The organism is Campylobacter blaseri, from assembly GCF_013201895.1.
Taxonomy (GTDB): Bacteria; Campylobacterota; Campylobacteria; order Campylobacterales; family Campylobacteraceae; genus Campylobacter_B; species Campylobacter_B blaseri.
Window position 1 is genome coordinate 1,760,738 of the sequence record NZ_CP053841.1, and the last position, 25,128, is coordinate 1,785,865.

Here is a 25,128-nt window from a genome sequence, read left to right on the forward strand (position 1 = left end):
ATATTAGTGGCAATATACCACCAATATCTACTTTTCTTCCTCTATTTCTTCTTCATAAAGGATTAAAGGTTTTTTCTCAACTTTTACTTTTTCGATGGTATTTCCGTCCATCTTCATAATTTCATAAATACAAATTTTATCCTCAATCTTATCGCCAACAACAGGCAATCTTCCAAGAAGATTAAATACATATCCACCTATGGTAACCTCTTCAGTTTCCTCATCAAACCTAATGTCCATAAGCTCTTCAACATCTTCAATGTCAAATCTACCCATAAACTCATAAACATTGTCTTTTATCTTTTTATAATTAGGAGATTTGTCATCATGCTCATCATTTATATCGCCAAATACTTCTTCAATGATATCTTCCATTGTTAAAAGACCAGCAGTTCCTCCCCACTCATCTATAACAAGAGCAGCAGAAATTCCCTCTTTATTCATCTTAGGAAGTATTTTAGCTATTGAAAAATTCTCAGGCACAATGATAGGCTTTCTAACTATATCATCAAAATTTTTATTTTCGCCTTGTTGCATAATATCTCTAATATGTATCATACCAAGAACATTATCTTTACTTCCATCTATATATGGAAATCTCGTATATTTAGCATCAATTACTGTTTTGTAATTCTCTTCATAACTTTTTTGTTTATTTAGACAAATCATATTTTTTCTTGGCGTCATTATCTCTTTAGCGACAGTTTCACCAAAATCAACTGCATTTTTGATGATTTCACTCTCAACAGAGTCTAAAACACCACCCTTTAAACTCTCAGAAACTATTATTTTAATCTCTTCTTCAGAGTGTGCTATCTCACTTTCCCCAGCAGGTTTTATGTTTAAAAGCTTTAAAACGCTTCTTGCTAAAAAATCAAATGTTTTAATAAATGGAGAAAATATAACCCAGAATGCATGCAAAGGTTTAGCCACAAGAAGGGTTGCTTGTTCAGGCTTTACAATTGCTATTGATTTTGGAACAAGCTCGCCCAAAACAACATGCAAGAGTGTAATTATTGAAAAAGAAATAGCAAAAGAAATAGTGTGTATTAAAATACTATTTTCACCTACAATTGCTTGCAATGGTTTTTCTATGATTGTTGCTACAGCTGGTTCACCTATCCAACCAAGCGCAAGAGAGCTTAAAGTAATCCCAAGCTGTGTAGCACTTAAGTATGTGTCAAGAGAATTTGTAATCTCATAAGCTAGTTTTGCGTTTGGAACCTTGTCTCTAACAAGCTCCTCTAGTCTACTTTTTCTTATTTTAACAATTGCAAATTCAGAAAGAACGAAAAAAGCATTTAAAAATACAAAAACGAAAGCTAAAAATATCATCAAGGCCGAATGATCCGTATCCAATAAATTATCCTTTTAATTATAGTACTCCATTATATCAAAATTTTCATTAAATTTTAATATAATGGATTTTTTAACTATTTAAATCTTTTTTGATTTTTCATATAAAGGCATAACTTTTCTTGACACCTCTGTTAGTTTGGCTATTCTGTTTTCATGAGATGGGTGAGTTGACATAAACTCAGCTGGTTGATTTTTACTAGCTTTGCTCATTTTTTTCCAAACATTTATAGCGGCTTCTGGGTTATATCCCCCTCTTGCCATAAGCTCAGCACCCATAATATCAGCTTCTATCTCTTGTGCTCTTGAAAAAGGTAGAGCTATGGTATAAGTTGCTGCCATATTTGCTAAATTCGCAAGTTCATTACTACCCGTAGCTACGCTTACAGCTAAAATTCCTATATTTTTAAGTTGATCTCTACTTGCTTTTTCTCTACTATGCTCTCTTAAAGCATGTGCCATTTCATGTCCCATAATAGCAGCTATCTCAGCATCTGTTAGTTTTAAAGTATCTATAATTCCTGTATAAAATACAATTTTTCCACCAGGCATACACCAAGCGTTTATAGTCTTATCATCTATAACATTTACTTGCCAATCCCACTTAAGAGCATCTTCTCTAAAAGTTACTACTTGAGGAATTAAACTTCTAGAAATTCTTTGCACTCTTTTGGTTGCTACTGGGTCTGTGTTCAGCTTTCTTTTACTACTTGCCTTTTTTAAAACTTGTGTATAGGCAAGTGCTGCACCTTTGTCCATTTCTGCTTGACTAACTAAAAACATCTGTGACCTACTAATCCCTACCTGTCCTGGCTTAGTGCTAGTAGCACATCCTACTAAAAAAACAACCAATGCCAAACAAGACAATAAATACTTTTTCATAATAACCCCTTTAAATTGTTATTTTATATATCCTATGTTTTCTTCAAATTCTTTTAATCTTTTATGAATACTTCTAAGCTCTGTTACTGTTGTCCAATTATTTATAAATATACTAAAACTCTCTCTTACTTGACCAAAAGCATTTCCAATCTGTATAAGAGTTCCAATAGTTACAAGTCCTATAAACAAACTTGGCCCTGCTATCATATATGGAACTAAAACCATAAATTGAGAAAACGATACAAGCCAAATATTAAAATATCCATAATGTAAAAATAACCTATAGTAATTTACCTTAATTCCTGTAAAAAGATTTATTAAAACTCCTAAATCAGCATAATTTACCTTATCATCCTCTGCATACACAAGCTCTTTTCTAAAAGCTGCTTCAACTTTTTGATTATTATATTCAAGACCTGGAAGCTTAATACCTACAAACCAAGATATTAAAAGCCCGCCTAAACTAACAGTTATGGCAACCCATACTAAACTTCCTGGAATTTCTTTTAAAAACCCTGTTCCAATGCTATTACTAAGTGTCCACAAGATAGGAATAAAGGCAATTAATGTCATAAATGCTCTAACCGTCTTAACTCCTAAATCTTCTATAATTTTAGCAAATCTATATATATCTTCTTGAATTCTTTGCGAACTACCTTCTATATCTTTATGGCAGTGCCTCCATCTTTCTATATAATCAAATGTCATAGCTTCACGCCATCTAAAAACCCAGTGACTTGCAAAATAGGTTGTAAGAGAATAGACTATTACATATGGCATAGCAAGATAGAAAAAACGCCTAATGCTTGCCCAAAAATCATCAACCGTATTCTTTTGTGCATTTTGCATTAAATCATAAAAAGTTTTATACCACTCATTTATTGCTACATTTATATGGGTTTGATAAAATAGAGATAAAAGCAAAAATGCTAGTCCTCCATATGCCCACAATGCCCATTTTCGGCTTTTAAAATAAGATTTAAACATAGGTTAATTAAAAAAGCAAACTGTTTTAAGAATTTTCATCCAAGTCTTTCTCTTCTTTCATCTTATGCTTTGTAGCTTCATATGTTCTTTTTGCAAGCTCTTCACTACTAACCTTTGAGTCTTTTTCTTTAAATTCTGAAAATTTAGCTAAGATCTTTTTTTCTATCTTTTCTATCTCATTTTTAAATTTATCAAATTTTTTATCTAACTCAAACTCATCTACAAATTTTTCTTTTTTTTCGCTAAAATCTTTCTTTAAATCTTCAAATTTTTCTGATGTAAATTTGCTAAGCTCTTTATAGTTTTCTTGAACATTCATATCCTCAAGTGTCTCTTTTATCTGCTGAGATAAATCAGATGAAGCTTTTTTGAGTATTGCAAAATACCCTGTATAATCTTTTTTAATGATATCTTCAAGATCGCTTTTAGCTGGTTCATCACTTAAAGATGATAACATTTGCAAAAGCTCAATATACTCTTTATCCATATTTTCAAAATCTTTTTGAGTATTTTTATAGTTTATACTAACCTCTTCAGGTGCAAATTTGAAATCATTTTTTACTTTTTCCATTGCTCTAATGATACCTTCATTTACACCATATACAGCTCCGCTTATAATCTCTTTAGTATATGCTTGACTTAAATTTGAAACACTTATTGCTTGCGATATGATTATTCTAGCAATTTCAAGAATTCTACTCTTTTTAAAACTTCCTTCAAAAATACTTTTATATGTTAAGCTTTTACTAAATTCTCTAGTTGTTTCTTCTACATCTTCATTTGATTCTAGTATTGTTACAAATACACTTTCACTAATTTCGCTAATGATATTTTCTAAAAGAACAGTATCAACTGTCTGGCTATTTATGATAGATAAAATTTTATCTTTATCTTTAATCTCACTATTTTTAATATTGTCTTCTATGCCTTTATAGGATTGAAAAACAATTTTTCTAATTTGAATTACCTGTTTTTCTAAATCTTTTTTAATTCTTTCACTTTTATATAAAAGCTCATAAAGGTAGTTTTCTTCATCTTGTATTAATGCTTTTTTTATACTAGATAAAATTACTTTAATATTTTCATTAGTAAGCAACCCTAATTCATTCAAAGAGCTATAAAACATAATAAAAAGTTCGCTTGAAAACTCTTTTCTAGAATTTATATCTAAATCTTTAAATTTCTTTTTACTCTCTTTGTATGCCAAATCTTCTACTATTTGATCTAAATTTGGCTCGCCTATCTTGCTTTTTAGCTCTGCATTAAAACTATTCACTTTCTGTCCCCTTATAATACAAACTTACTTATATTTTTAAATTTATTAAAAATATCTAATCTCTCTTTTTCACTACTTACTAACACTTTTATATTATAACTTTTATATTTGCCACTTGAACTATCTTTAGAGGGATTTATCTCATATTTTAAATCATTTAATATATTTTCTACTTTTAAGTTTATATCCTCGCTAGCATCAACTAATACCTTATAACTCCAATGCACTGGATAGTCTATATTTGGCTTTTTATTACTCAGATCGCATATATTCACCGCTTTTACCTCCGCTTTTTTTAATAAGTTTTATATCTTCAATCACCATAGTTTTATCTATGGCTTTAACCATATCATATATAGTTAAAAGTCCAACACTAACCCCTGTTAAAGCCTCCATCTCAACTCCTGTTTTTCCATCTATCTTAACTGTTACATCTAGTTTATAAGCATAAATTTCTGGAAGCTCTGTAATGTCCACATCTACTGAGTTTATAAGAAGTGGATGACACATAGGGATTAACTCACTTGTTTTTTTAGTGCCCATAATGGCTGCAACCACAGCAGTTTGTAAAACAGGTCCTTTTTTTGCACTATTTTCTTTAATAGCTAAAAAAGCCTCTTTGCTCATCTTTATAACTCCACTTGCCATTGCTACTCTTGTAGTTATCTCTTTTGAGCCTACATCAACCATTTTAGGTCTATTTTTTTCATCTAAATGTGTAAGCATTAAAATCCTTTTTAGGTATTATTATAGCTTTATTTTATCAAAAATTTAATAATATATTTTTAAATAGGGGTTGAATAAAAAAGCCCAGTTTTAGCTGGGCTTAACAAAAAGGAGGTTTTATCTTAATTGAATAGTCTTATTCTAACCGTTATGGCTAAACCAGATATTAACCCTTTTTAAATATTAAATAATAAATTTTATTATTTAACTTCTACTACTTCTGCGTTTGGTGCTTCTTTGACGATTAAATCAATTACTTTTAAGCAATCTTTTTTGTCTTTGAAATCTTCACTAACAGCTATTATTTGACCATTGCTAGCTTTTAATCTAAATCTAAAATGACCTTTTTTGTCTTCGTATATCTCAAATTTAGGATTAGTAAGCTTTTCGCTATCTTCAATAGTTAAATCTTCAATCTTATTTAAAGCCGAGTTTTTCTTAACGCTTTCAATTCCATTTTTGCAAGCACTTAAAGTTGTATAAACCTCAGATGTACAAACTATGTGTGAATTGATATCTAAATCAAATTTAATCCCTGTTTTTGTCTCTTTTATAATGAATTTTGCCATTATTTCTCCTTTAAAAATTATGTTATATTTTATCACATTATTTTAACAATATAGGAACTTAATAATATTTTTATCAGATATTTAAACAAAAATCAGTTTTAGAAATTTAGAAGTAATTAATTTTATAAATGTATATTTTTCAATAAAGCATAAACTATTGTGGACTCCTTTTACAAATATTACTATTTGTCCACAATTATTACACAATAATCTTTTAATTTGTACTTATTTTAAATAATTTACATTAACCTATGAGAGTATTTGAAGTATCAGTTCTACTAGGCTTTAGTGATTTTTTAGAAGTTGTATTAGGTTTATTTTTGGCGGGTAGAGAGGGATTTGAACCCCCGGTAAGTTGCCCTACACACGCGTTCCAGGCGTGCTCCTTCAGCCACTCGGACATCTACCCAAAGTAAAGGCTAAATTATATCTTAGTTTTTGAAATTTAGCCTTAAATCATTATTTTATAAGTTCTTTTGCTCTTTGTGCTATATTGATATCACTAAATCCAAAATGTTTAAACAACTCATTTGCATTTCCACTCTCGCCAAAGCTTTCCATGCAAACAACATCATCAGCAAATTTATACCACTCTAAAGCACTAGCTGCCTCAACTGCTAAAACTTTTGTATTTTTATCAAATATTTTTGCTATATAGTCTTTGTCTTGCTTGCATAATAACTCAAAGCAAGGTGCACTTACAACATTAGTTTTAATATCTTCACTCTCTAAAATAGCAGCAGCTTTTAAACAAAGATCAACCTCGCTACCGCTTGCAACTAGAGTAATCTTTGCACCATTACTCTCCTTAAGAAGATAAGCACCGTTTATAACATCACCAAAAACAGGTTTTGGAAGTGGGTTTAAGCCTTGTCTTGAACATACAAAAGCAGATGGGTATGCAAAATCAAGGGCAGCTTGCCAACACTTAACATTTTCATCGCCATCAGCTGGTCTAAATGTATAGAAATTTGGCATTGCTCTAAATGTGCTAAGTTGCTCTATAGGCTCGTGAGTTGGACCATCTTCACCAACACCGATACTATCGTGAGTAAAAACAAAATAGTGTCTAAGTCCCATAAGTGCAGCAAGTCTAGCTCCTGTTTTTAGATAATCACTAAATATAAAAAATGTCGCTGAAAATGGCACAAAAAGGCCATATCTAGCAAATGAGTTTCCAATAGCTGCCATAGCGTGTTCTCTAATTCCATAATGGATATTTTTACCAAGTGGAAAATCTTGTGAGTTTTTTAAAGTTGTTTTATTTGAAGGAGCTAGATCGGCACTTCCACCTAAAAAGCCTGAAATTTGTTCGCTAATGGCATTTAAAATTTGTCCATTTGAATCTCGTGTTGCAAGTTTCTTACCACTAAAAACAGGAAATTCAACCTTTGAAAAATCAGGATTTAAAAGTGAGTTTAACAGCTCTTTTTTTTCATTAGATAGTTTTTTTACCTTATCATTCCATAAAGCCTCTTCTAAATCCCCTTTTTCAATAGCTGCTCTTGTTTCAAACAAAACATCCTCATCAACAAAAAAAGACTTTTCTGGATCAAATCCAGCCTCTTGCTTTGCTTTTTTTATAACTTCTTCTCCAAGTGGAGAGCCATGACTAGAGGCACTTCCTTCAAGTTCTAAAGCACCTTTTGCAATTGTAGTTTTAGCTATAATCAAATATGGCTTAGTTTTGTTTTTTGCCTCATCTAAAACAAATTCAATTTGATCAAAATTATGCCCATCAATTCTTGCGACCTCAAAGCCTTGTGCCTCAAATCTTACTTTAATATCTTCATCCCAAGCTAGAGCGGTGCTACCTTCAATGGTAATGCTGTTTGAGTCATAGATGATAACTAAATTGTTTAAATTGTGCTTTCCTGCTAATGCACAAGCCTCATAGCTAATGCCCTCTTGCAAATCACCATCGCCACATAAACAATAAACCTTATGATCAATAATGCTGTTATCTTCTTCGTTTAGTAAATTTTGTGCATATTTTGCCGCCATAGCGAACCCAACTGCATTTGCCACGCCTTGACCAAGTGGTCCTGTTGCAATTTCTACACCCTCTGTTGTGATTTCTGGATGTCCTGGTGTTTTAGAGTGAAGTTGGCGAAAATTTTTAAGCTCGTCCATACTTAAATCATACCCACTTAAGTAAAGATAACTATAAACTAAAGCACTTGCATGCCCACCTGAAAATACTATCCTATCCCTATTTAGCCAATTAGGATTTTTAGGATGATGTTTTATTTTTTTCATCAGCACAGTCATTATATCGCTAAGCCCCATAGGCGCACCTGGGTGTCCTGAGTTAGCTTTTTGTATCATATCTGCGCTTAAAAACTTAATTGTGTTGGAAATTTTGGTTTGCATGCTTACCCTTTTAAATATTTTTTTGTTAAATTTTCTATCATTTTTACTAGTTGCGGTTCAGAACTTTGAATATCTTTAGATATCTCTTCTATTAATTGGTTTTTAATCTTTATAGATTTTTCTACGCCTATTAAATTTGTAAATGAATTTTTACTTTTATCATTATTTGTTGGCTTACCTGCTTCTTCTTGAGTATTTGTAGCATCTATAATATCATCTTGAATTTGAAAAGCAAGTCCTAACTTTATACCTATATCATAAATTTCTTTTACTTTTTTATCGCTGAGTTTTGAAATGATTGCACCCATTTGCAAACTAGAAGCTATTAGTGCGCCTGTTTTGTTGTTATGTATAAAGGTAATCTCTTCAATATCTAGCTTTTTATCCTCAAAAAAACAGTCAATTGCTTGACCTAAAACCATACCATTGCAACCTGCACTAAAAGATAAAGACTCAATACATTTTAATTTTATATCACTGTCTAAATTTGCTTGTGTTATCTCATAAAATGCTCTAGTATTTAAAGCATCTCCTACTAAAAGCGCTGTAACCTCATCAAATTTTTTATGCGTTGTTACATTTCCTCTTCTTAAATCGGCATTATCCATAATAGGAAGATCATCATGTATTAAAGAGTATGTATGTATCATTTCAAGTGCTAAAGCTACTCTTAATGCATTATCAAAATAAGATGGATTTAGCTCTTCAACTACACCTAAAAGAAGCTGAGCTCTAAAATGCTTTCCACCACTTCTTAACATATAGTTTAAAGCTTCTTCAAAATATGGGTGAAAACTTTTGCACTCTATATAGTTATCTTTTAAGAAAATTTCAAATTTTTCTAATATAGACACTAATTCAGTCCCCCTAAACCACCAAGCATTTTTGCGGCTAAATCTTTCTTTTGAGTTTCAACTAGTTTTATAGCATCATTCATAGCAGATATTAGTAAAATTTGAAGACTTTCTCTATCTTCAAAAAGACTTTCATCTATGTTTAGATCCAAAACTTCGCCTTTTCCATTGATCTTTATCTCAACCATTCCAGCGCCACTTTTAACGCTGTACTCTTTGCTTTCACTCTCTTGTTCCAATTCTTTTGCTTTCTTTTGAATCTCTTCAAACATTGAGCCCATTTTAGAAAAATCAAATCCATCAAGCATATTTTCTCCTATTTTATAATTTTATTTTTTTTATCTACATGCACAATTGTAGGTTTAAATTTTCTTGCCTTTTTCTCACTCATTGAAGCATAGCTAACTATTATCACGATATCGCCTTTTGCTACTTTTCTAGCTGCGGCTCCATTTAGACAAATTTCACCTTTTTTACCTTTTATAACATATGTTTGAAATCTCTCTCCATTATTTACATCAAGTATCTCAACTTTTTGAAATTCTTTTAATTTAGCCGCTTTTATAAGCTTTTCATCAATTGATATAGAACCAACATAGTTTAAATTTGCGTCTGTAACTGTGGCTCTGTGAATTTTACTTTGCAACATTTCTATTTGCATAATTATATTTCCTTTAAAATTTCTTTAACCACTTCTTTGTCAGAAAATGGATATTTCACACCTTTTATTTCTTGATAATTTTCATCACCCTTGCCTAATATAACGATAATCTCTTTTCCCTTTACTAAGCTTAGTGCTTTTTTTATCGCCTCTTTTCTATCGCTTATTATAATTGCTTTTTCTTTAAATTTAAAGCCTTCTAAAATATCTTTTATAATTAAATTTGGATCTTCACTTCGTGGATTATCACTAGTTATGATTGGAGTTCTAGCAAATCTTTCAACCATTGCGCCCATTAAAGGTCTTTTAGTTCTATCTCTATCGCCACCTGCACCAAAGACAACTATCATATCATTAGCCTTTAATGCATTTAAAACTTTTTCTATTCCATCTGGTGTATGAGCAAAATCCACTATAACTTTTGGATTTTCATTAACAACTTCAACTCTTCCTTCAACCCCACCAAAATTTGATAGCGCCTTTTTTATCTCTTCGTTTGTCTTTTTTGTCAAAACCTTAACGGCTACAAACGCCGCAAGAAGATTGTAAAGATTAAACTCACCCACCAAGTCACTATCAATCATAATTTCACCATCAGGTGTTTTTACTATGGCATTAATTCCATCTTTTATTGAGTAGGCTACAAGACTGTAAGTTGCAACCTTTTTTATACTATAAGTTAGAGTATTTTTAAAGCTGTATTTTATATTTTCATCATCACTATTTATAATTTTAGTAGTTTTATCATCCATAAAAAAACTACTTTTAACTCTAGCGTATTCGCTAAATGTTTTATGATAATCAAGATGATCTTGGGTTAAATTTGTGAAAATTTTAAGTGAAAAATCTATACCCTCAACCCTATTTTGGGCAATAGCATGAGAGCTTACTTCCATTATAAAAAAATCGCATTTATTTTTTGTGGCAATGTCAAGGTATGAAAGAATTTTTATAGGAGAACTAGTGGTAAGTCCCTTTTCATCTACTTTTTCCTCATTAACAAAAGCACCTCTTGTCCCACATAAAAATACATTGTATCCTAAATCTAAAAGAGTAGAATAGATGGCCGCAGCTGTTGTAGTTTTACCATTTGTGCCTGTTATACCAACTATTTTTATATCCTTACTAACACCTAAAAGGTTCTTAGCTTCATTCAGATCAACTATATTAGCACCATTTTCTAGTGCATCTTTTTCATATTTTGCATTAAAGTCACTTTTTAAAAAATAGCAATTTTTAGTGCACTCATTAGAGTTATCAGTAATGTAGTTATTTATTAATTTTATTTTCATATTTTTTAATTTTCTGTGCTATATCTTTTACTTTTTTATCCCAAGAGCCGTGAATTTCAACAAACATTTCAAAATATCTTGCGCCTATTTGATACATTCCATTATCAAAAAGATCCTCTATGAAATTTAAAAAGCTATCTTTGCTTTTTATAACTAGTCTGGTTGACATCATAATAGATTCTAAATTTTCTTTAAATTTTTTATTGTTATTTTTACTATTTGTTATCGCATCTTTAAATTCTTTATAGCTTATAGCATTCTCATCTATCTCATACTTGTCTGCATTTTTATCGTTTGTTTCAAGTGCTGATACTAATTTATTTAAATCATCAAAATTATCATTTTCTTTTAAATCTTTATTAACAAGATAAAATTCAAATATAAGCTTTGCATCTTCTTTATTGTTTTTAGCTGCTTCACTCAAACTTATTAAAAATAGGATTTCTTCTTTCTCATCTTCTGTGAAAGCTAGAGAAAAAAAAGATTTTGCCTCTTCAAACTGATTATTTTTAAAAGCTTTATATCCTAAATTTTTATAATTTATCAATATCAAACTCCTCACCCATTGGAACATTTACTAAAGTAAGCTCTGGGTGAATATCTATCTTTAACTGCTTTTCTATTCCATATTTTAATGTTTGACCACTAGAAGGACAACCATGACAAGCTCCAATAAGTCTAACATAAACAACTCCATTTTTTACACCAAGAAATTCCATCCCTCCGCCATCGCTTTTAAGCATTGGCAATACAGCTTCTAGGCTTGTTTTTACGGGTTCTATTAAATCTTCATCACTAAATGGTAACATTCTTAATTCCTAAATCATAATATATTTAGTTATTTTACCGAAAGTTTATAAATTTATTGCAAGTAGGCTTCAACTTACTTAGCAAGCTAAGCAAGTTGAATATTTTGTATTAGTCTTTTATTAGTTCTATAAATGCCATTTCAGCGGCATCACCACGGCGAAGTCTAGTTTTTACTATCCTTGTATATCCACCATTTCTATCTGTATATCTAGGAGCTATATCTTCTACAAGTTTTTTAGTTGCTTCTTTATCTTGTAATTTTGAAAATACAACACGGTGAGCATTAAAATCGCCTACTCTTGCTTTTGTTATTAACTTTTCAACATAAGATCTAAGCTCTTTTGCTTTTGGAAGTGTAGTTTCAATCTTTTCATTTTTAATTATTGCTATTGTTAAATTTTTAAGCAATGCGGAACGATGAGATGAAGTTCTTCCGAGCTTTCTATATCCATGTCCATGTCTCATTTATTATCCTTCACTATTTTCTCTATCAAATTCTTTTATTTTTTTAAGCAATGCATCTTTTTGCTCTGCTAACTCAGGGCACCCTACAGGATATCCAATTTCTTCCATTATGGCTTTTATCTCTTCAAGAGATTTTTTACCGAGATTTTTTATATCTTTAAGCTCGCTCTCTTCCATTAAGGCAAGTTCACCAATATATTTTATATTAGCCTTATCTAGACAATTAAAGCTTCTAGCACTTAAATTTAAATTCTCAACACTCTCAAAAAGTTTTGCATGTTCGTTTTGTTTAGTTGTGCTAACTGCAGCAGCAGGAACATCTACATCTACAATTTTGCTAAAAACTGATAGCTGCTTATACATAGCCTCTAATGCATTTTTAAAAGCTTCTATTGGGCTAATTTGACCATTAGTTGTAATAGTAAAAATGATTTTTTCATAATCTGGATTATCTTCTACTAGTACATTTTCTATATCATAGATAGCTCTTTTTACTGGTGTAAAAAATGCATCCACTGGCATATATTCTTTATCTATATAATCAGTTAGTTCTTCGCTTGGAACATAGCCTATACCTTTTTCAATAACAATGCTAAATTTGATATTAGCATCTTCATTGATAGTTGCTATATAGTGATCAGGATTAACAATATCTACTATATCATTAACAAGATCTTCCCCTTTGATCTCTTTAGGGCCTTCAAAATTATACTCTATTACCTCTCTTTTGGAATCGCTTTTTATCTTAAACCTTAGATTTTTTAAATTTATTATAAAAACAGCAACATCCTCAAGCATTCCTCTTATGCTATCAAACTCATGGGTAACACCATCAATTTTTATAGCTGTTGGTGCAAAACCAACAGTGCTTGTATATAGTAATCTTCTTAATGGGTGCGCAACTGTCACTGCATAGCCTGTTTCAAAAGGATATGCTATAACTTTTGCAACATTTTCACTTATATTCTCAACTTTTATCTCAGATGGCATATAAGCTGATGTTGTAACTTTTCTCATCTTTGCCCCCTATTATTTTGAATAAAGCTCTACTATAAATCTTTCCTCTACAGGAATGACAACTTCTTCTCTCTCTGGGATTCTAGTAAAGATGCCATATCTTTTGTCTTTTTCAACATCTACCCAATCAACCATTCCAGTTTGAGATGTTAAATCAATAGCTCTTGAAATTTGTGGATTGTTTTTACTTTTTTCTATAACTTCAATTTTTTGACCAGCTCTTACTGTATATGAAGGGATATCAAGTCTTTTACCATCAACTAAAATATGTCCATGTGTTACAAGTTGTCTAGCAAATCTTCTAGTTGTTGCAAATCCCATTCTATAAACTACGTTATCAAGTCTTTGCTCAAGAAGTTGAACTAAGATTGCCCCAGTATTTCCTTCTTTTCTAGCTGCTTCTTTAAACAATCTTCTAAATTGTTTTTCACTAACACCATACATAAATCTAGCTTTTTGTTTTTCTCTTAATTGAAGTCCATACTCACTAATTTTACCTCTTCTTTGTCCATGTTGTCCTGGTCCATAAGCTCTTTTTAAAAGTGAACTTTTACCAGCCAATCTTCTTTCGCCCTTTAAAAATAGATCTACTCCAAGGCGTCTTTCTAATTTTTCAACAGGTCCTGTATATCTTGCCATTATAATTCTCCTAATCTATCTTAAACACGACGTCTTTTTGGTGGACGACAACCATTATGTGGTAATGGGGTTACATCTTTTAAGTATGTTACTCTAATTCCTTCTATAGCTCCAACGCTTTTAACTGCTGTTTCTCTACCACTACCTGGTCCTTGAACCTTAATGCCAACTTCTTTTATACCATGCTCTTTAGCTTTTGCCAACGCATCTTCAACTGCTTGTTGAGCGGCATATGGAGTTGATTTTTTACTACCTTTAAAGCCAAGTGCTCCAGCACTGCTCCATGCAATAGCATTTCCCATCTCATCAGTTACAGAAACCATTGTATTATTAAATGAAGCACTTATAAAAACAATGCCTTTAGCAATACTTTTTTTAGCTACTTTCTTTCTAGTTACTTTTCTTTTTGCCATACCCTATCCTTATTTAGCTGCTGCGCCAACAGTTTTACGCTTACCTTTTCTGGTTCTAGCGTTTGTTTTAGTTTTTTGACCACGAACTGGAAGACCTCTTCTATGCCTTAAGCCTCTATAGTTACCTAAGTCCATTAAGGCCTTAATATCCATAGCATGACTTTTTCTAAGATCACCTTCAACTGTATAGTGCTCTTGAATCTCTTTTCTTATTGTAGCAGCTTCATCTTCGCTTAATTCATGAACTCTTTTGTCATAAGAGACGCCTGTAGCATCAAGAATTTGTCTTGAAGTATGAATACCTATGCCGTATATATAAGTAAGGGCATACTCAATTCTCTTTTTTTTCGGTAAATCTACACCTGCAATACGAGCCATATTTTATCCTTGTCTTTGTTTATGTCTTGGGTTTTCGCAGATTACACGAACTGCACCCTTACGCTTAATGATTTTACATTTTTCACAAATCTTCTTTACAGAAGGACGAACTTTCATCTCAATCTCCTAAATTTTATTCCACTTATTTAATGCATACTGCACTTAGGTCTATTGAATTCTTAGGAAAGCTAGACCAACTATTTTCAAAATAGTGGTAATTTTGAAAATAATTCTTCACACAGTTAGTTGCAAAACTTTAATTATACAGAAATTTTGCTAAATTTCTACTTATATCTATAGGTAATTCTACCTTTATCAAGACTATAAGGTGTTAATTCAACTTTAACTTTATCGCCAGGAAGAATCTTAATATAATGCATTCTCATTTTTCCAGCAATATGGCATAAAATTACATGCTTATTATCAAGTTCAACTTTAAAAGTTGCGTTTGGTAATGCTTCTATGACATTTCCATCAATTTCTATAACATCATCTTTTGACACTAGCTATCTCCTTTCTTTAAAAATTTATTAATAATCAGCTCTTTGTGCAGCCATACAACTAATATGGTCATTTATATCATCAAATCTCAAAATTGTTCTTAAAGATTTGCCACCTACAATTTCTTTACATCTCTTAATTTCTGAAGCTATTTCATCAAGATGTTCTCTATAATAATTCTTTTTCTCATCTATTTTTTGTGATACGAAATATATACTAGCATCTCTAGCCGCCTGACATTTAGCTTCTTGGTCAATACTTGAATAATTAGCTATCCCAAATTCTCCTCTAATTTTTGCACATTCATCTGCGGAAGGAAATATTTCATTTAAATTATTTTCTAATTCATTAGAATATTTTGCTTTTAATTCTGGTAAAATTTTATTTTTAGCTGCATATGCCGCTGAACAATTTATTTGATCATCAATATTTTTATAATTTCCAAAACTAATTCCACTATTAAGTTTCTCACAACGCTCTATTTCTGGATAAATTTTATCTATATTTTTTTCAAAAAAAACTAATTTTTTATCTTTATAAAATTCTTTTATTTTTAGCTTATTGCTTTGCAGGGCATAGCAATCTATATTTTTTTCAGCTTCTTCTAAGTTATAATATTTAAACTCACATTTAGCTGAATACTCTTTAAATTTATCATAATTTTCTAAAAATATTTTTTTTCTTTCTTCTGTTTTTTTCTTTAATTCAATTTTTCTCATTTTATCTAATTGTATTTTAGCTTTTGAAACATTTTCGCATTCAACAAGCTCTTTTTCGCTAAATTTTGAAAAGGTATTATATTTTTTTGCTAAATTACATTTTTCATAAGTCTCTTCAAAAGATTTTTTATTTTTTACAAAATAATCAACACTTTTTGGCTCTCCGCAACCAATGAGAAATAAAATCACTCCAAATAAAACAATATTCTTTTTCATTATATTTTCTCCTTATTATAGCTAATTAAAATTTTATTCTCTGCGTCAATTCCTATCTAAATTAGTTTTTACCATATCTAGACTATACTTAAAATTTCAACTTTATTATTGACAATAGCTAAGCAATGTTCGTAGTGACTTGTTCTAAGTCCATCGGCACTAGTTACTGCCCAATCATCATCAGCTACAATGGGATTTGGATCTTTTTGACATATCATAGGCTCTATACAAAAAACCATACCATTTTTGATCTTTGGTCCTGCTTTTGGATTATTTCCTTCTAAATAGTTTGGAATTTCTGGCTCTTCATGTGGTCTTTTCCCAATTCCATGTCCACAAAATCCACGCAGTGGAACATATCCTCTTTTTAAAATAAACTGTTCAATTTTATAACTTAGCTCTTTAAAATGCATTCCAACTTTTATATTATCAATTGCATAATACAGGGCATCTTTACTACAATCAATTAAATCTTGATCTTCTTTTGAGATTTTACCAACACCGAATGTTCTAGCACTATCACCATAATATCCATTGATTTTACTGCCAATATCTACGCCTAGAATGTCCCCTTCTTTTATAATAGTCTTATCAGGAATTCCATGAATCACAACTTCATTTAAAGAAAGGCAAGCAGCCCCCGGGAAGCCATAAAGTCCTTTAAATGCAGGGTACGCACCTTTATTAACTATAAAATCTTCTATCTTTTTATCGATTTCAATTAAACTCATACCAGGTTTTAAGACGCTATCAATGTAATCAAGGGTTTGGGCTACAATTTTATTTGCAACCCTTAAACCCTCTATATCTTTCGCGCTTTTTAAAGATATGGCCATATTATAATCCTACAGCACTTAAAGTTTGGTATTTATTCATATAAATTTGTGCTTCTATCTTTCTCATAGTATCAAGAGCAACTGAAACAACAATCAGCACTGATGTTCCACCAAATGGAAATGATACTCCTGTAAATTTAACAAGTAACCATGGAAGAGTTGATATTAACCCTAAATAAATAGCACCCCAAAATGTAAGTCTACTTGCAACATCATTTAAATAACTTGCTGTACTTCCGCCAGGCCTAACGCCAGGTATAAAACCACCTTGTTTTTTTAAGTTTTCACTAATGTCTTTTGAATTAAATGCAATTGAGGCATAAAAATAAGCAAAGAATACAACTAACAAAAAAGTTAAAACATGGAAGAAATATCCACTTGGACTTAAAAAATCATTTATTTTAAGTATGTATTTATTCGTACTTGCTTGAAATATAGTTGCAGGAAACATTAAAATTGCGCTTGCAAAAATTGGAGGTATAACACCACTTAAGTTAACTTTTATAGGAATGTAGTTCATTATTCTTTTGTGCTGATTTTGCATCATCACTTTTCTTGAATAAGAGATCGGAACTCTTCTTTCTCCAAGCTCAACATATATAACAAATCCTACAGTTGCTAAAACAATACCAATAATAAATAAAAGTACTAAGAAATTCATCTCGCCTGTATTTACTAAATTTACAGAACCTGTAATAGCAGAAGGAATTCCACTTACAATACCTGCAAATATAATTAAACTAATTCCGTTTCCAATACCTTTTTGAGTAATTTGTTCACCTATCCACATCAAAAGCATTGTTCCTGCGAGCATTGAAACACAAGCAATTGCGATAAATGTTGTTTGATCTATCATTATTGCCATCTCTCCGCCTCTACCTGTCATACTATGAAGACCAATACTAACGCCTATTGCCTGAACTACGGTAATTAAAATGGTAGCATATCTAATGATTTGCATATATTTTTGCATACCGTCTCTCTCTTTTTTTAACTTAGCTAAATTTGGAAAAGTTGCTGATAAAAGCTCCATAATAATAGAAGCTGTAATGTAAGGCATAATTCCTAAAGAGATTATGCTTAAACGTTCAGCAGCATTACCGCTGAACATATTAAACATACCAAGTGCATTATCGCTGTTTGATGTGAAGAAATCTTTAATAACATCAGCATTAACACCAGGAACTGGTACATACGCTAATATTCTATAAACGAACAAAAACCCTAAAGTAATAAAGATTTTGTTTCGTAGTGATTTATTCATTATTTTATTCCACTTACTTTTATGTTTTCATCTTTAATTTTTGACACAAGATCTTTTGCGCTTGAGCCAATTAATTTTATTTTTTTAACATTGTTAGAAATTTTATGAACACTTTTTACGCTTTCAACTGTAATTTCTTCAAGCTCTTTTATAGATGTTATTTTTTCTACGTTTATAATGTATGGTTTTTCAACTCTAGAAGTAAACCCAATTTTTGGAAGTCTTCTTTGAAGTGGTTGTTGTCCACCTTCAAAACCTCTTTTTTCATTATAACCTGTTCTAGCTCTTTGACCTTTATTGCCTTTTCCAGCTGTTTTGCCATTTCCACTACCTTGTCCTCTACCAACTCTTTTAGAGTAGTGTGTAGAACCTGGTGCTTTTTGTAAATTTTCTAATCCCATACCTTATCCTTTCAACATACTAAGAGCTTTAACTGTAGCTCTTACTACGTTTGACGCATTGTTTGAGCCCAATGATTTAGTTAAAATATCTTTAATGCCAGCTAATTCTAAAACTGGACGAACAGAACCACCGGCAATAACACCAGTACCTTCGCTTGCAGGCTTAAGTAAAACTTTGCTTGCATTATATTTAACTTCTATATCATGAGTTATAGTTGAGCCGTTTAATTTTACTTCAATTATATTTTTAAACGCATCGTCTACTGCTTTTTTAATGGCGTCTGGAACCTCTTTTGACTTACCAAAACCATATCCGATTAAGCCATTTTTGTTTCCAATTACAACCAAAGCAGTAAATCTAAATCTACGACCACCTTTTACAACTTTTGTAACCCTGCCGATATTGACGACTACTTCTTCAAATTCTTCTCTATTGTATTTTTCCATCATCATTCCTTTGGGTTATAACTTAATTCCATTTTCTTTTAAAGCATCTGCAAAAGATGCAACAACGCCATGGTATATATAGCCATTTCTATCAAATACTACTTTTTCTATACCTTTTTCTTTCAACTTAGCAGCCAAGTCTTTTGCTAAAACAACTGCTCCATCTTTGTTTGATTTTATGCCTAAAACTTTTCCATCACTTGTACATAATGTAGTACTATTTACATCTTCTATAGCTTGGGCATAAATAGTTCTATTTGACTTAAAAATAGAAACTCTTGGGCAGTCTGCTGAGCCTGAAATTTTAGCTCTAATTCTTTTTTTTCTTTTTAATCTTAAAGAAAGTTTTCTTTTTAATACATTCTCTGTCATAATCTACCCTTACTTCTTAGATGTTTTTCCGGCTTTACGGATAATGCGTTCATCAACATACTTAATACCTTTACCTTTATATGGTTCTGGTAATCTAAACTCTCTAATTTTAGCAGCAACTTGTCCGACAACTTGCTTATCATGACCTTTAATTGTAATAATATTTTTTTCTACATTTATTTCAATACCTTCTGGTATTTCAAAGTTAATAGGGTGTGAAAATCCTAAAATAAGTTCTAAAATATTTCCTTTAAGTGCAGCTTTGTAACCAACACCATTTATTTCAAGTTTTTTAACAAAGCCTTCAGTAAGCCCTACAATAACATTGTTTGTTAGAGATCTATATGTTCCCCAATAAGCTCTACTTTGCCTATCTTCATTTAAAGGTGAAAAAACGATTTCTCTGTTTTCAACCTTAACATTTACATGGTTTTTTGTGTCAATCTCTTGTACAAGATTGCCTTTTTTAAATTTTAAAACACCATTATCAACACTTACATCTACACCGCTTGGGATAGATACTGGTTGTTTACCTATTCTTGACATTTTTTTCCTTTTTATTTGTCTAGGGTATGTCTACTTTTACAGAATGGATACCACAATGCCATAAAAAGCAGAATTTAAAGTTCTTTTTACCAAACGGTACAAAGAACTTCGCCACCAATTCCTAATTTGTTCGCTTCAATCCCGCTCATAACGCCTTTGCTTGTTGAAACGATAACAGTTCCATAGCCATTTTTAAATCTTCTTATTTCATCACTACCTTGATAAACTCTTCTACCTGGCTTTGAAACTCTTTTTAACTCATTTATAACGCTTTTGCCCTTATCATTGTATTTAAGCACAACATTGATAAATTTTTTGTTGCCGTCTTCTACAACATTATAGCTTTCGATATACTCTTTTTCTACCAAAATCTTTAAAGTTGCTTCAACAGATTTTGAATAAAGAAGTGTTGTAGTTTCAAGTTTTCTTGTAGCAGCATTTCTTATTCTTGTTAATCCGTCTGATATTAAATCATTTAACATATTCTTTCCTTACCAACTTGCTTTTTTTAGGCCTGGGATAAGACCTTCATTTCCCATTTTTCTAAGGCAAATTCTGCAAATTCCAAAATCTCTATAAACAGAGTGTGGTCTTCCGCAAATTTCACATCTTGTGTATGCACGTGAACTGAACTTTGCCTTTCTTTTAGCCTTAGCTATCATAGATTTTTTTGCCATATTACTTTCCTTTTGCGAAAGGCATACCGATTAACTCAAGTAGTTTAAATGCCTTTTTATCACTATTTGTTGTTGTAACTATATTGATATTCATACCATGTGTTCTTAAAATTTGATCATAAACTATCTCTGGGAACATTAATTGCTCATCTAAACCAAAGCTATAGTTTCCTCTACCATCAAATCCATTTCTTGGAACACCTCTAAAGTCTTTAACTCTTGGAAGTGCAACTGAAATTAATTTATCTAAAAATACATACATATTTTCTTTTCTTAAAGTTACTTTAATGCCTACAGGAAAACCTTCTCTAACTTTAAATCCAGCTACTGATTTTTTAGCATTAACAGTCATCGCTTTTTGTCCAGATATCAAAGATATAGTATCAACTACATTTTGTAATACTTTTTGATCTTTAGCAATTTCACCAACACCGACACTAATTACAATTTTTTCAAGTGCAGGAATAAGCATAGGATTTTTTATATCAAATTCTTTTGCAAGAGCGTCTTTTACTGTTTCTGCATATTTTGCTCTAAGTCTATTCATAGATTATCCCTCAACTTTCGCAACATTTGAAATATCCATAGGTTTTTCTTCATTAATGAATCCACCTTTTGGATTTTTATCGCTTGGCTTAATAGCTTTTTTAACTATTTTACATCCTTCAACTATAACTTGTCCTTTTTTTGGTAAAACAGCTTTAACAACGCCAGTTTTACCTTTGTCATTACCTGCGATAACTTTTACTTCATCGCCTTTTTTTATTTTGTACTTTATAGCCATTATAAAACCTCCGGAGCTAGTGAAACAATTTTCATAAATCCACTATATCTTACTTCTCTACCTACAGGACCGAAAATACGAGTTCCAACAGGCTCTTTTTTAGCATCAAGTATAACAGCAGCATTCTCATCAAATCTAATCAAAGATCCATTTTCTCTTTGAATCTCTTTTTTAGTTCTAACAATTACCGCTTTTACCACTTGACCTTTTTTAATTTTACCATTTGGTAAAGCTTTTTTAACAGAGCAAACAATGATATCACCTACAGTTGCATATCTTCTTTTGCTTCCACCAATAACTTTTATACACATTATCTCTTTTGCACCACTATTGTCAGCAACAGTAAGTCTTGTAAAGCTTTGAATCATTACTCAACTCCTCTTTCCACTACTTTATTTATACGAAAAGATTTTCTTTTGCTAAGTGGTCTACATTCAATAGCAGTTATAGTATCTCCTATATTTGCCACACCTTTTTCATCATGTACTAAATATTTTTTAAAGCGTCTTACAAATTTTCTATATCTTGGATGCATAACTCTTCTTTCAACTAAAACAGTCAAAGTTTTTTCTCCAGCTTTTTGTATAACTACGCCTTGAACTTCTCTTTTTAATGACATATTCTACCCTTTACTTATTTGCATTAATTGCAGTATTGATTCTAGCGATATCTTTTTTAACTTCGCCAATCTCTTTAGGGTTTGTTAACTGCATAGTTTTAAGCTTTTGTCTTAGCGAAAACAAAAGCAACTTTTTTTCTTTTAGCATGGTATTTAGCTCTTGTAAGCTTTTATCTTTTAACTCAGTATATTTCATTTTCATTTTCCCTTGTTACTATTTTAGTCTTAAATGGCAACTTATGAATTGATAGAGTTAAAGCCTCTCTTGCAAGCTCTTCTGATGGTCCAGCCATTTCAAAAATAATTCTACCTGGCTTTATATTCATCACCCACTCTTCAACGCTACCTTTACCTTTACCCATACGAGTTTCTAAAGGTTTTTTTGTAAGAGGTTTATCAGGAAATACACATATCCAAACTTTTGCTTGTCTTTTAACATGACGAGTCATAGCAACCCTAGCTGCTTCAATTTGACGTGAGTTTATACGACCTGCTTCAGTTGCTTTTAAACCGATTGTACCATATGCTAACTGTGTTCCACGAGTAGCATAACCTCGGTTTCTGCCCTTCATCATTTTTCTATATTTTGTTCTTTTTGGCATTAACATAATTATCTACTCCTTCTTGCTCTGCGTTGTTTTCTAGGAGCTTCTTCATTTTTTTCAGGCTGGATGCCTTTTTGAAGAACTTCACCTTTAAAAATCCACACTTTTACACCTATATTTCCATAGGTAGTATGTGCTTGCGCAACACCATAATCAATTTTTGCTCTAAAAGTATGCAATGGAACTCTTCCTTCTAAATACCATTCAGTTCTTGCCATTTCAGCTCCACCAAGTCTTCCAGAAACAGAAATTTTAATACCCTTAGCTCCTGCTTTTTGTGCATTTTGAATAACTTTTTTCATAGCTCTTCTAAATGCAACTCTTCGTTCTAATTGCATAGCAACATTTTCAGCAGCAAGCTGAGCTGAAGCGCCTTGTCTTCTCTCTTCTTGGATATTTATATTAACATCTTTATTTATAAGTTTAGTAACTTCATTTTTTAAATTCTCAATTTCACTACCTTTTTTACCTATAATAACTCCAGGTCTAGCAGCAACAATTGTTACACGAATTTTTTTAGCTGTTCTCTCAATTATAATCTGAGATATACCAGCATAATAAAGTTTAGTTTTTAAAAACTTTCTTATTTTATAGTCTTCTGCTATATTTTCTGGCAGAGTGCTTTTAGAAGGAAACCATCTTGATTCCCAGTTTTTATTGATACCTAATCTAAGACCTATTGGATTAACTTTTTGTCCCATATTATGCTTCCTTCTTTGCTGGCTTACTTACTTCTACCATTATGTGAGAAGTTGGTTTTCTAATTCTACTTGCGCTTCCTCTAGCTCTAGGTCTAAATCTTTTAAGAACTGGACCTGCGTCAACACGGCATGAACTTACTACAACCTCTTCTGGCTCAAACCCACCATTAGCAACAGCTGTTGAAATAGCATTAGCTATATATTTTGCAGCTTTATTTGGTGTAAACTCTAGTGTAGCAAGAGCAAATTCAGCATTCATGCCTTGAACTTCCTTTGCAATCAAACGAGCTTTTGTTGGAGAAAGGCGAATGAATTTTATAGTTGTCTTACTCATATTCTAACCCTTATTTGCCAATTTTTTTCTGAACTGAGCCTTTATGGCCTCTATAAGTTCTTGTTGGAGAAAACTCACCTAATTTATAACCAATGTGATGTTCTGTAACATACACAGGAATAAAACTCTTACCGTTATGAACATTAAATGTTAGTCCAATCATATCAGGTATAATCGTGCTACGTCTTGACCAAGTTTTGATTGGTTTGTTGCTATTTGTTTTTTTAGCTTCTACAACTTTTTTCATAACATGATCATCTACGAAAGGACCTTTTTTGAGCGATCTAGCCATCTCTATCTTCCTTTCCTTCTTGAAATTATAAGTTTATTACTTGCTTTTTTGCGTCTTGTTTTTGCGCCCTTAGTTGGTTTGCCCCAAGGTGTAACTGGATGACGACCAGAGTTTTTCTTACCTTCACCACCACCGTGCGGGTGATCAATTGGGTTCATAGCAGAACCTCTAGTTTGAGGTCTTATTCCTCTATGTCTGTTTCTACCAGCTTTGCCGATAGTAACATTAGCCCAATCTTCATTTCCAACTGTTCCAATTGTAGCCATACACTCAGCAAGTATTCTTCTCATCTCTCCACTAGGAAGTCTTACAATAACATATTTTTCTTCTTTACCCATAAGTTGAGCGTGTCCACCAGCTGAACGTACTATTTGAGCACCCTTGCCTGGTTTTAGCTCTATGTTATGAATAACTGTACCAATAGGAATGCTTTTCATCTTCATAGCATTACCTGGTTTTATATCAAGACCAGCTTCAGCAGATGAGATTTTATCACCTACATTTAAGCCATTTGGTTTAATTATATATCTTTTTTCACCATCAGCATAGCTAATTAGTGCAATTCTACAATTCCTGTTTGGATCATACTCTATAGCTTCAACTGTTCCTGTAATACCAAATTTTCTTCTTTTAAAATCTATAATTCTATAAAGTTTTTTAGCACCTGCTTCTTTATGTCTTGAAGTTATTCTACCGTTATTATTTCTTCCTGCAGTTGCTGGAAGTTTAACAAGTAGGCTTCTAATACTAGCTTTAGCTGTGATATCTTCACTGCTAAGAGCTGTCATAAATCTTCTACTTGGAGTATATGGTTTATATGTTTTTACTGCCATCTTACGCTCCTACATTTTCTAGGCTTGCACCCTCAGGAAGTTTTACATAGAATTTTTTATAATCATTTCTACTTCCAACTTTTCCTTTAAAGCGTTTAACCTTACCACTCATTCTTAAAGAGTTAACTCTTAAAGGATTGATTCCAAAATATTCTTTTAATATCTCTTTTAGCCTATTTTTAGTCATGCTTGGCGATGTTTGTATAACAACTACATCATCTTCGCCGAGGCCTAAAGTTTTTTCTGTATAAAGAATTGTTTTTATATCTGTTATATCTGCCAT

The 25,128-nt window shown here is 31.6% G+C and carries 41 protein-coding genes and 1 tRNA gene; all 42 read right to left on the reverse strand.

The window, feature by feature from the left end; all coding sequences use genetic code 11:
* Positions 1-27: 27 nt before the first annotated feature.
* Positions 28-1,335, reverse strand: coding sequence for a hemolysin family protein (locus tag CBLAS_RS08635; RefSeq protein ID WP_106869750.1), 1,308 nt, complete (start codon positions 1,333-1,335; stop codon positions 28-30).
* A gap of 102 nt (positions 1,336-1,437) precedes the next feature.
* Positions 1,438-2,238: a M48 family metallopeptidase gene (locus CBLAS_RS08640; RefSeq protein ID WP_106869748.1), complete on the reverse strand. Its 801-nt coding sequence runs from the start codon at positions 2,236-2,238 to the stop codon at positions 1,438-1,440.
* An 18-nt stretch (positions 2,239-2,256) separates the two neighbouring features.
* Complete coding sequence (locus tag CBLAS_RS08645) at positions 2,257-3,225, reverse strand: putative transporter (protein WP_106869746.1); 969 nt, start codon at positions 3,223-3,225, stop codon at positions 2,257-2,259.
* A 25-nt stretch (positions 3,226-3,250) separates the two neighbouring features.
* On the reverse strand, positions 3,251-4,501 hold the full coding sequence (locus CBLAS_RS08650) for a hypothetical protein (protein WP_106869744.1): 1,251 nt from the start codon (positions 4,499-4,501) through the stop codon (positions 3,251-3,253).
* A gap of 11 nt (positions 4,502-4,512) precedes the next feature.
* Positions 4,513-4,776: an HP0495 family protein gene (locus tag CBLAS_RS08655; RefSeq protein WP_106869742.1), complete on the reverse strand. Its 264-nt coding sequence runs from the start codon at positions 4,774-4,776 to the stop codon at positions 4,513-4,515.
* Positions 4,754-5,227, reverse strand: a complete 474-nt coding sequence (gene moaC, locus CBLAS_RS08660; RefSeq protein WP_106869740.1) for a cyclic pyranopterin monophosphate synthase MoaC — start codon at positions 5,225-5,227, stop codon at positions 4,754-4,756. Before moaC ends, CBLAS_RS08655 begins: the two co-directional genes overlap by 23 nt.
* 200 nt (positions 5,228-5,427) lie before the next feature.
* Positions 5,428-5,796, reverse strand: coding sequence for a YegP family protein (locus CBLAS_RS08665; protein WP_106869739.1), 369 nt, complete (start codon positions 5,794-5,796; stop codon positions 5,428-5,430).
* Between the two features lie 321 nt (positions 5,797-6,117).
* Positions 6,118-6,205 (reverse strand) — tRNA-Ser (locus CBLAS_RS08670).
* Between the two features lie 50 nt (positions 6,206-6,255).
* Complete coding sequence (gene tkt, locus CBLAS_RS08675; protein WP_106869737.1) at positions 6,256-8,169, reverse strand: transketolase; 1,914 nt, start codon at positions 8,167-8,169, stop codon at positions 6,256-6,258.
* A 2-nt stretch (positions 8,170-8,171) separates the two neighbouring features.
* Positions 8,172-9,023: a polyprenyl synthetase family protein gene (locus CBLAS_RS08680; protein WP_106869735.1), complete on the reverse strand. Its 852-nt coding sequence runs from the start codon at positions 9,021-9,023 to the stop codon at positions 8,172-8,174.
* Complete coding sequence (locus CBLAS_RS08685; RefSeq protein WP_106869732.1) at positions 9,023-9,331, reverse strand: YbaB/EbfC family nucleoid-associated protein; 309 nt, start codon at positions 9,329-9,331, stop codon at positions 9,023-9,025. The genes CBLAS_RS08680 and CBLAS_RS08685 overlap by 1 nt, the downstream gene beginning before the upstream one ends.
* A gap of 8 nt (positions 9,332-9,339) precedes the next feature.
* Positions 9,340-9,684: an aspartate 1-decarboxylase gene (panD, locus tag CBLAS_RS08690; RefSeq protein ID WP_106869730.1), complete on the reverse strand. Its 345-nt coding sequence runs from the start codon at positions 9,682-9,684 to the stop codon at positions 9,340-9,342.
* A 2-nt stretch (positions 9,685-9,686) separates the two neighbouring features.
* A complete protein-coding gene (locus CBLAS_RS08695) occupies positions 9,687-10,976 on the reverse strand; it encodes a UDP-N-acetylmuramoyl-L-alanyl-D-glutamate--2,6-diaminopimelate ligase (protein WP_106869728.1) in 1,290 nt (429 codons plus the stop codon).
* Positions 10,954-11,523, reverse strand: coding sequence for a hypothetical protein (locus CBLAS_RS08700; RefSeq protein WP_106869726.1), 570 nt, complete (start codon positions 11,521-11,523; stop codon positions 10,954-10,956). Before CBLAS_RS08700 ends, CBLAS_RS08695 begins: the two co-directional genes overlap by 23 nt.
* On the reverse strand, positions 11,510-11,785 hold the full coding sequence (locus CBLAS_RS08705) for a NifU family protein (protein WP_106869724.1): 276 nt from the start codon (positions 11,783-11,785) through the stop codon (positions 11,510-11,512). The genes CBLAS_RS08700 and CBLAS_RS08705 overlap by 14 nt, the downstream gene beginning before the upstream one ends.
* A gap of 109 nt (positions 11,786-11,894) precedes the next feature.
* Complete coding sequence (rplQ, locus tag CBLAS_RS08710; RefSeq protein ID WP_106869722.1) at positions 11,895-12,251, reverse strand: 50S ribosomal protein L17; 357 nt, start codon at positions 12,249-12,251, stop codon at positions 11,895-11,897.
* 3 nt (positions 12,252-12,254) lie between these two features.
* Positions 12,255-13,268, reverse strand: a complete 1,014-nt coding sequence (locus CBLAS_RS08715; protein WP_106869720.1) for a DNA-directed RNA polymerase subunit alpha — start codon at positions 13,266-13,268, stop codon at positions 12,255-12,257.
* Between the two features lie 12 nt (positions 13,269-13,280).
* Positions 13,281-13,907 carry a 30S ribosomal protein S4 gene (rpsD, locus tag CBLAS_RS08720; RefSeq protein ID WP_106869718.1) on the reverse strand — a complete coding sequence of 209 codons (627 nt, stop codon included), beginning with the start codon at positions 13,905-13,907 and terminating at the stop codon, positions 13,281-13,283.
* A 20-nt stretch (positions 13,908-13,927) separates the two neighbouring features.
* Positions 13,928-14,320, reverse strand: a complete 393-nt coding sequence (gene rpsK, locus CBLAS_RS08725; protein ID WP_106869716.1) for a 30S ribosomal protein S11 — start codon at positions 14,318-14,320, stop codon at positions 13,928-13,930.
* Positions 14,321-14,329: 9 nt separating this feature from the next.
* Positions 14,330-14,698, reverse strand: coding sequence for a 30S ribosomal protein S13 (rpsM, locus tag CBLAS_RS08730; RefSeq protein WP_106869714.1), 369 nt, complete (start codon positions 14,696-14,698; stop codon positions 14,330-14,332).
* Between the two features lie 3 nt (positions 14,699-14,701).
* The gene (rpmJ, locus tag CBLAS_RS08735) at positions 14,702-14,815 is read right to left on the reverse strand and encodes a 50S ribosomal protein L36 (RefSeq protein WP_106869712.1); all 114 of its coding nucleotides are present in this window, start codon (positions 14,813-14,815) and stop codon (positions 14,702-14,704) included.
* A 167-nt stretch (positions 14,816-14,982) separates the two neighbouring features.
* On the reverse strand, positions 14,983-15,201 hold the full coding sequence (infA, locus tag CBLAS_RS08740) for a translation initiation factor IF-1 (RefSeq protein ID WP_106869710.1): 219 nt from the start codon (positions 15,199-15,201) through the stop codon (positions 14,983-14,985).
* Between the two features lie 27 nt (positions 15,202-15,228).
* On the reverse strand, positions 15,229-16,134 hold the full coding sequence (locus CBLAS_RS08745) for an EexN family lipoprotein (RefSeq protein WP_106869708.1): 906 nt from the start codon (positions 16,132-16,134) through the stop codon (positions 15,229-15,231).
* A 77-nt stretch (positions 16,135-16,211) separates the two neighbouring features.
* Positions 16,212-16,970, reverse strand: a complete 759-nt coding sequence (gene map / locus CBLAS_RS08750; RefSeq protein WP_106869706.1) for a type I methionyl aminopeptidase — start codon at positions 16,968-16,970, stop codon at positions 16,212-16,214.
* 1 nt (position 16,971) lies between these two features.
* Entirely contained in the window at positions 16,972-18,234 is a 1,263-nt protein-coding gene (secY, locus tag CBLAS_RS08755; protein ID WP_106869704.1) for a preprotein translocase subunit SecY, read from the reverse strand.
* Entirely contained in the window at positions 18,234-18,635 is a 402-nt protein-coding gene (gene rplO, locus CBLAS_RS08760) for a 50S ribosomal protein L15 (RefSeq protein ID WP_106869702.1), read from the reverse strand. The genes secY and rplO overlap by 1 nt, the downstream gene beginning before the upstream one ends.
* Positions 18,636-18,638: 3 nt before the next feature.
* Complete coding sequence (rpsE, locus tag CBLAS_RS08765) at positions 18,639-19,082, reverse strand: 30S ribosomal protein S5 (protein WP_106869700.1); 444 nt, start codon at positions 19,080-19,082, stop codon at positions 18,639-18,641.
* A gap of 15 nt (positions 19,083-19,097) precedes the next feature.
* Complete coding sequence (rplR, locus tag CBLAS_RS08770; protein WP_106869698.1) at positions 19,098-19,454, reverse strand: 50S ribosomal protein L18; 357 nt, start codon at positions 19,452-19,454, stop codon at positions 19,098-19,100.
* Between the two features lie 9 nt (positions 19,455-19,463).
* Positions 19,464-20,000 carry a 50S ribosomal protein L6 gene (gene rplF, locus CBLAS_RS08775; protein ID WP_106869696.1) on the reverse strand — a complete coding sequence of 179 codons (537 nt, stop codon included), beginning with the start codon at positions 19,998-20,000 and terminating at the stop codon, positions 19,464-19,466.
* Between the two features lie 86 nt (positions 20,001-20,086).
* Positions 20,087-20,482, reverse strand: coding sequence for a 30S ribosomal protein S8 (gene rpsH, locus CBLAS_RS08780; protein WP_106869694.1), 396 nt, complete (start codon positions 20,480-20,482; stop codon positions 20,087-20,089).
* 9 nt (positions 20,483-20,491) lie between these two features.
* A complete protein-coding gene (locus CBLAS_RS08785) occupies positions 20,492-20,677 on the reverse strand; it encodes a type Z 30S ribosomal protein S14 (protein WP_106869692.1) in 186 nt (61 codons plus the stop codon).
* 1 nt (position 20,678) lies between these two features.
* Positions 20,679-21,224, reverse strand: a complete 546-nt coding sequence (gene rplE / locus CBLAS_RS08790) for a 50S ribosomal protein L5 (RefSeq protein ID WP_106869690.1) — start codon at positions 21,222-21,224, stop codon at positions 20,679-20,681.
* Positions 21,225-21,227: 3 nt separating this feature from the next.
* Positions 21,228-21,461, reverse strand: coding sequence for a 50S ribosomal protein L24 (rplX, locus tag CBLAS_RS08795; RefSeq protein ID WP_106869688.1), 234 nt, complete (start codon positions 21,459-21,461; stop codon positions 21,228-21,230).
* Positions 21,461-21,829, reverse strand: a complete 369-nt coding sequence (gene rplN / locus CBLAS_RS08800; protein WP_106869685.1) for a 50S ribosomal protein L14 — start codon at positions 21,827-21,829, stop codon at positions 21,461-21,463. The genes rplX and rplN overlap by 1 nt, the downstream gene beginning before the upstream one ends.
* Positions 21,829-22,080, reverse strand: a complete 252-nt coding sequence (rpsQ, locus tag CBLAS_RS08805) for a 30S ribosomal protein S17 (RefSeq protein ID WP_106869683.1) — start codon at positions 22,078-22,080, stop codon at positions 21,829-21,831. The genes rplN and rpsQ overlap by 1 nt, the downstream gene beginning before the upstream one ends.
* A 10-nt stretch (positions 22,081-22,090) precedes the next feature.
* The gene (gene rpmC / locus CBLAS_RS08810) at positions 22,091-22,276 is read right to left on the reverse strand and encodes a 50S ribosomal protein L29 (protein WP_106869681.1); all 186 of its coding nucleotides are present in this window, start codon (positions 22,274-22,276) and stop codon (positions 22,091-22,093) included.
* Positions 22,263-22,688 carry a 50S ribosomal protein L16 gene (rplP, locus tag CBLAS_RS08815; protein WP_106869679.1) on the reverse strand — a complete coding sequence of 142 codons (426 nt, stop codon included), beginning with the start codon at positions 22,686-22,688 and terminating at the stop codon, positions 22,263-22,265. The genes rpmC and rplP overlap by 14 nt, the downstream gene beginning before the upstream one ends.
* A 2-nt stretch (positions 22,689-22,690) precedes the next feature.
* The gene (gene rpsC / locus CBLAS_RS08820; protein WP_106869677.1) at positions 22,691-23,386 is read right to left on the reverse strand and encodes a 30S ribosomal protein S3; all 696 of its coding nucleotides are present in this window, start codon (positions 23,384-23,386) and stop codon (positions 22,691-22,693) included.
* A 1-nt stretch (position 23,387) separates the two neighbouring features.
* Complete coding sequence (gene rplV / locus CBLAS_RS08825; protein WP_106869675.1) at positions 23,388-23,720, reverse strand: 50S ribosomal protein L22; 333 nt, start codon at positions 23,718-23,720, stop codon at positions 23,388-23,390.
* 10 nt (positions 23,721-23,730) lie between these two features.
* A complete protein-coding gene (rpsS, locus tag CBLAS_RS08830; RefSeq protein WP_106869673.1) occupies positions 23,731-24,012 on the reverse strand; it encodes a 30S ribosomal protein S19 in 282 nt (93 codons plus the stop codon).
* 2 nt (positions 24,013-24,014) lie between these two features.
* Positions 24,015-24,845, reverse strand: a complete 831-nt coding sequence (rplB, locus tag CBLAS_RS08835; protein WP_106869671.1) for a 50S ribosomal protein L2 — start codon at positions 24,843-24,845, stop codon at positions 24,015-24,017.
* A gap of 1 nt (position 24,846) precedes the next feature.
* Positions 24,847-25,128 carry a 50S ribosomal protein L23 gene (locus CBLAS_RS08840; RefSeq protein ID WP_106869669.1) on the reverse strand — a complete coding sequence of 94 codons (282 nt, stop codon included), beginning with the start codon at positions 25,126-25,128 and terminating at the stop codon, positions 24,847-24,849.

Bases quoted from the DNA above. Each gene is read 5' to 3' on its own strand.
- CBLAS_RS08635 (WP_106869750.1), bottom strand. From the start codon at position 1,335: ATGATATTTTTAGCTTTCGTTTTTGTATTTTTAAATGCTTTTTTCGTT.
- CBLAS_RS08640 (WP_106869748.1), bottom strand. From the start codon at position 2,238: ATGAAAAAGTATTTATTGTCTTGTTTGGCATTGGTTGTTTTTTTAGTA.
- CBLAS_RS08645 (WP_106869746.1), bottom strand. From the start codon at position 3,225: ATGTTTAAATCTTATTTTAAAAGCCGAAAATGGGCATTGTGGGCATAT.
- moaC (WP_106869740.1), bottom strand. From the start codon at position 5,227: ATGCTTACACATTTAGATGAAAAAAATAGACCTAAAATGGTTGATGTA.
- CBLAS_RS08665 (WP_106869739.1), bottom strand. From the start codon at position 5,796: ATGGCAAAATTCATTATAAAAGAGACAAAAACAGGGATTAAATTTGAT.
- tkt (WP_106869737.1), bottom strand. From the start codon at position 8,169: ATGCAAACCAAAATTTCCAACACAATTAAGTTTTTAAGCGCAGATATG.
- CBLAS_RS08685 (WP_106869732.1), bottom strand. From the start codon at position 9,331: ATGCTTGATGGATTTGATTTTTCTAAAATGGGCTCAATGTTTGAAGAG.
- panD (WP_106869730.1), bottom strand. From the start codon at position 9,684: ATGCAAATAGAAATGTTGCAAAGTAAAATTCACAGAGCCACAGTTACA.
- CBLAS_RS08695 (WP_106869728.1), bottom strand. From the start codon at position 10,976: ATGAAAATAAAATTAATAAATAACTACATTACTGATAACTCTAATGAG.
- CBLAS_RS08705 (WP_106869724.1), bottom strand. From the start codon at position 11,785: ATGTTACCATTTAGTGATGAAGATTTAATAGAACCCGTAAAAACAAGC.
- rplQ (WP_106869722.1), bottom strand. From the start codon at position 12,251: ATGAGACATGGACATGGATATAGAAAGCTCGGAAGAACTTCATCTCAT.
- CBLAS_RS08715 (WP_106869720.1), bottom strand. From the start codon at position 13,268: ATGAGAAAAGTTACAACATCAGCTTATATGCCATCTGAGATAAAAGTT.
- rpsD (WP_106869718.1), bottom strand. From the start codon at position 13,907: ATGGCAAGATATACAGGACCTGTTGAAAAATTAGAAAGACGCCTTGGA.
- rpsK (WP_106869716.1), bottom strand. From the start codon at position 14,320: ATGGCAAAAAGAAAAGTAACTAGAAAGAAAGTAGCTAAAAAAAGTATT.
- rpsM (WP_106869714.1), bottom strand. From the start codon at position 14,698: ATGGCTCGTATTGCAGGTGTAGATTTACCGAAAAAAAAGAGAATTGAG.
- rpmJ (WP_106869712.1), bottom strand. From the start codon at position 14,815: ATGAAAGTTCGTCCTTCTGTAAAGAAGATTTGTGAAAAATGTAAAATC.
- CBLAS_RS08745 (WP_106869708.1), bottom strand. From the start codon at position 16,134: ATGAAAAAGAATATTGTTTTATTTGGAGTGATTTTATTTCTCATTGGT.
- map (WP_106869706.1), bottom strand. From the start codon at position 16,970: ATGGCCATATCTTTAAAAAGCGCGAAAGATATAGAGGGTTTAAGGGTT.
- secY (WP_106869704.1), bottom strand. From the start codon at position 18,234: ATGAATAAATCACTACGAAACAAAATCTTTATTACTTTAGGGTTTTTG.
- rplO (WP_106869702.1), bottom strand. From the start codon at position 18,635: ATGGGATTAGAAAATTTACAAAAAGCACCAGGTTCTACACACTACTCT.
- rpsE (WP_106869700.1), bottom strand. From the start codon at position 19,082: ATGGAAAAATACAATAGAGAAGAATTTGAAGAAGTAGTCGTCAATATC.
- rplR (WP_106869698.1), bottom strand. From the start codon at position 19,454: ATGACAGAGAATGTATTAAAAAGAAAACTTTCTTTAAGATTAAAAAGA.
- rplF (WP_106869696.1), bottom strand. From the start codon at position 20,000: ATGTCAAGAATAGGTAAACAACCAGTATCTATCCCAAGCGGTGTAGAT.
- rpsH (WP_106869694.1), bottom strand. From the start codon at position 20,482: ATGTTAAATGATTTAATATCAGACGGATTAACAAGAATAAGAAATGCT.
- CBLAS_RS08785 (WP_106869692.1), bottom strand. From the start codon at position 20,677: ATGGCAAAAAAATCTATGATAGCTAAGGCTAAAAGAAAGGCAAAGTTC.
- rplE (WP_106869690.1), bottom strand. From the start codon at position 21,224: ATGAATAGACTTAGAGCAAAATATGCAGAAACAGTAAAAGACGCTCTT.
- rplX (WP_106869688.1), bottom strand. From the start codon at position 21,461: ATGGCTATAAAGTACAAAATAAAAAAAGGCGATGAAGTAAAAGTTATC.
- rplN (WP_106869685.1), bottom strand. From the start codon at position 21,829: ATGATTCAAAGCTTTACAAGACTTACTGTTGCTGACAATAGTGGTGCA.
- rpsQ (WP_106869683.1), bottom strand. From the start codon at position 22,080: ATGTCATTAAAAAGAGAAGTTCAAGGCGTAGTTATACAAAAAGCTGGA.
- rpmC (WP_106869681.1), bottom strand. From the start codon at position 22,276: ATGAAATATACTGAGTTAAAAGATAAAAGCTTACAAGAGCTAAATACC.
- rplP (WP_106869679.1), bottom strand. From the start codon at position 22,688: ATGTTAATGCCAAAAAGAACAAAATATAGAAAAATGATGAAGGGCAGA.
- rpsC (WP_106869677.1), bottom strand. From the start codon at position 23,386: ATGGGACAAAAAGTTAATCCAATAGGTCTTAGATTAGGTATCAATAAA.
- rplV (WP_106869675.1), bottom strand. From the start codon at position 23,720: ATGAGTAAGACAACTATAAAATTCATTCGCCTTTCTCCAACAAAAGCT.
- rpsS (WP_106869673.1), bottom strand. From the start codon at position 24,012: ATGGCTAGATCGCTCAAAAAAGGTCCTTTCGTAGATGATCATGTTATG.
- rplB (WP_106869671.1), bottom strand. From the start codon at position 24,845: ATGGCAGTAAAAACATATAAACCATATACTCCAAGTAGAAGATTTATG.
- CBLAS_RS08840 (WP_106869669.1), bottom strand. From the start codon at position 25,128: ATGGCAGATATAACAGATATAAAAACAATTCTTTATACAGAAAAAACT.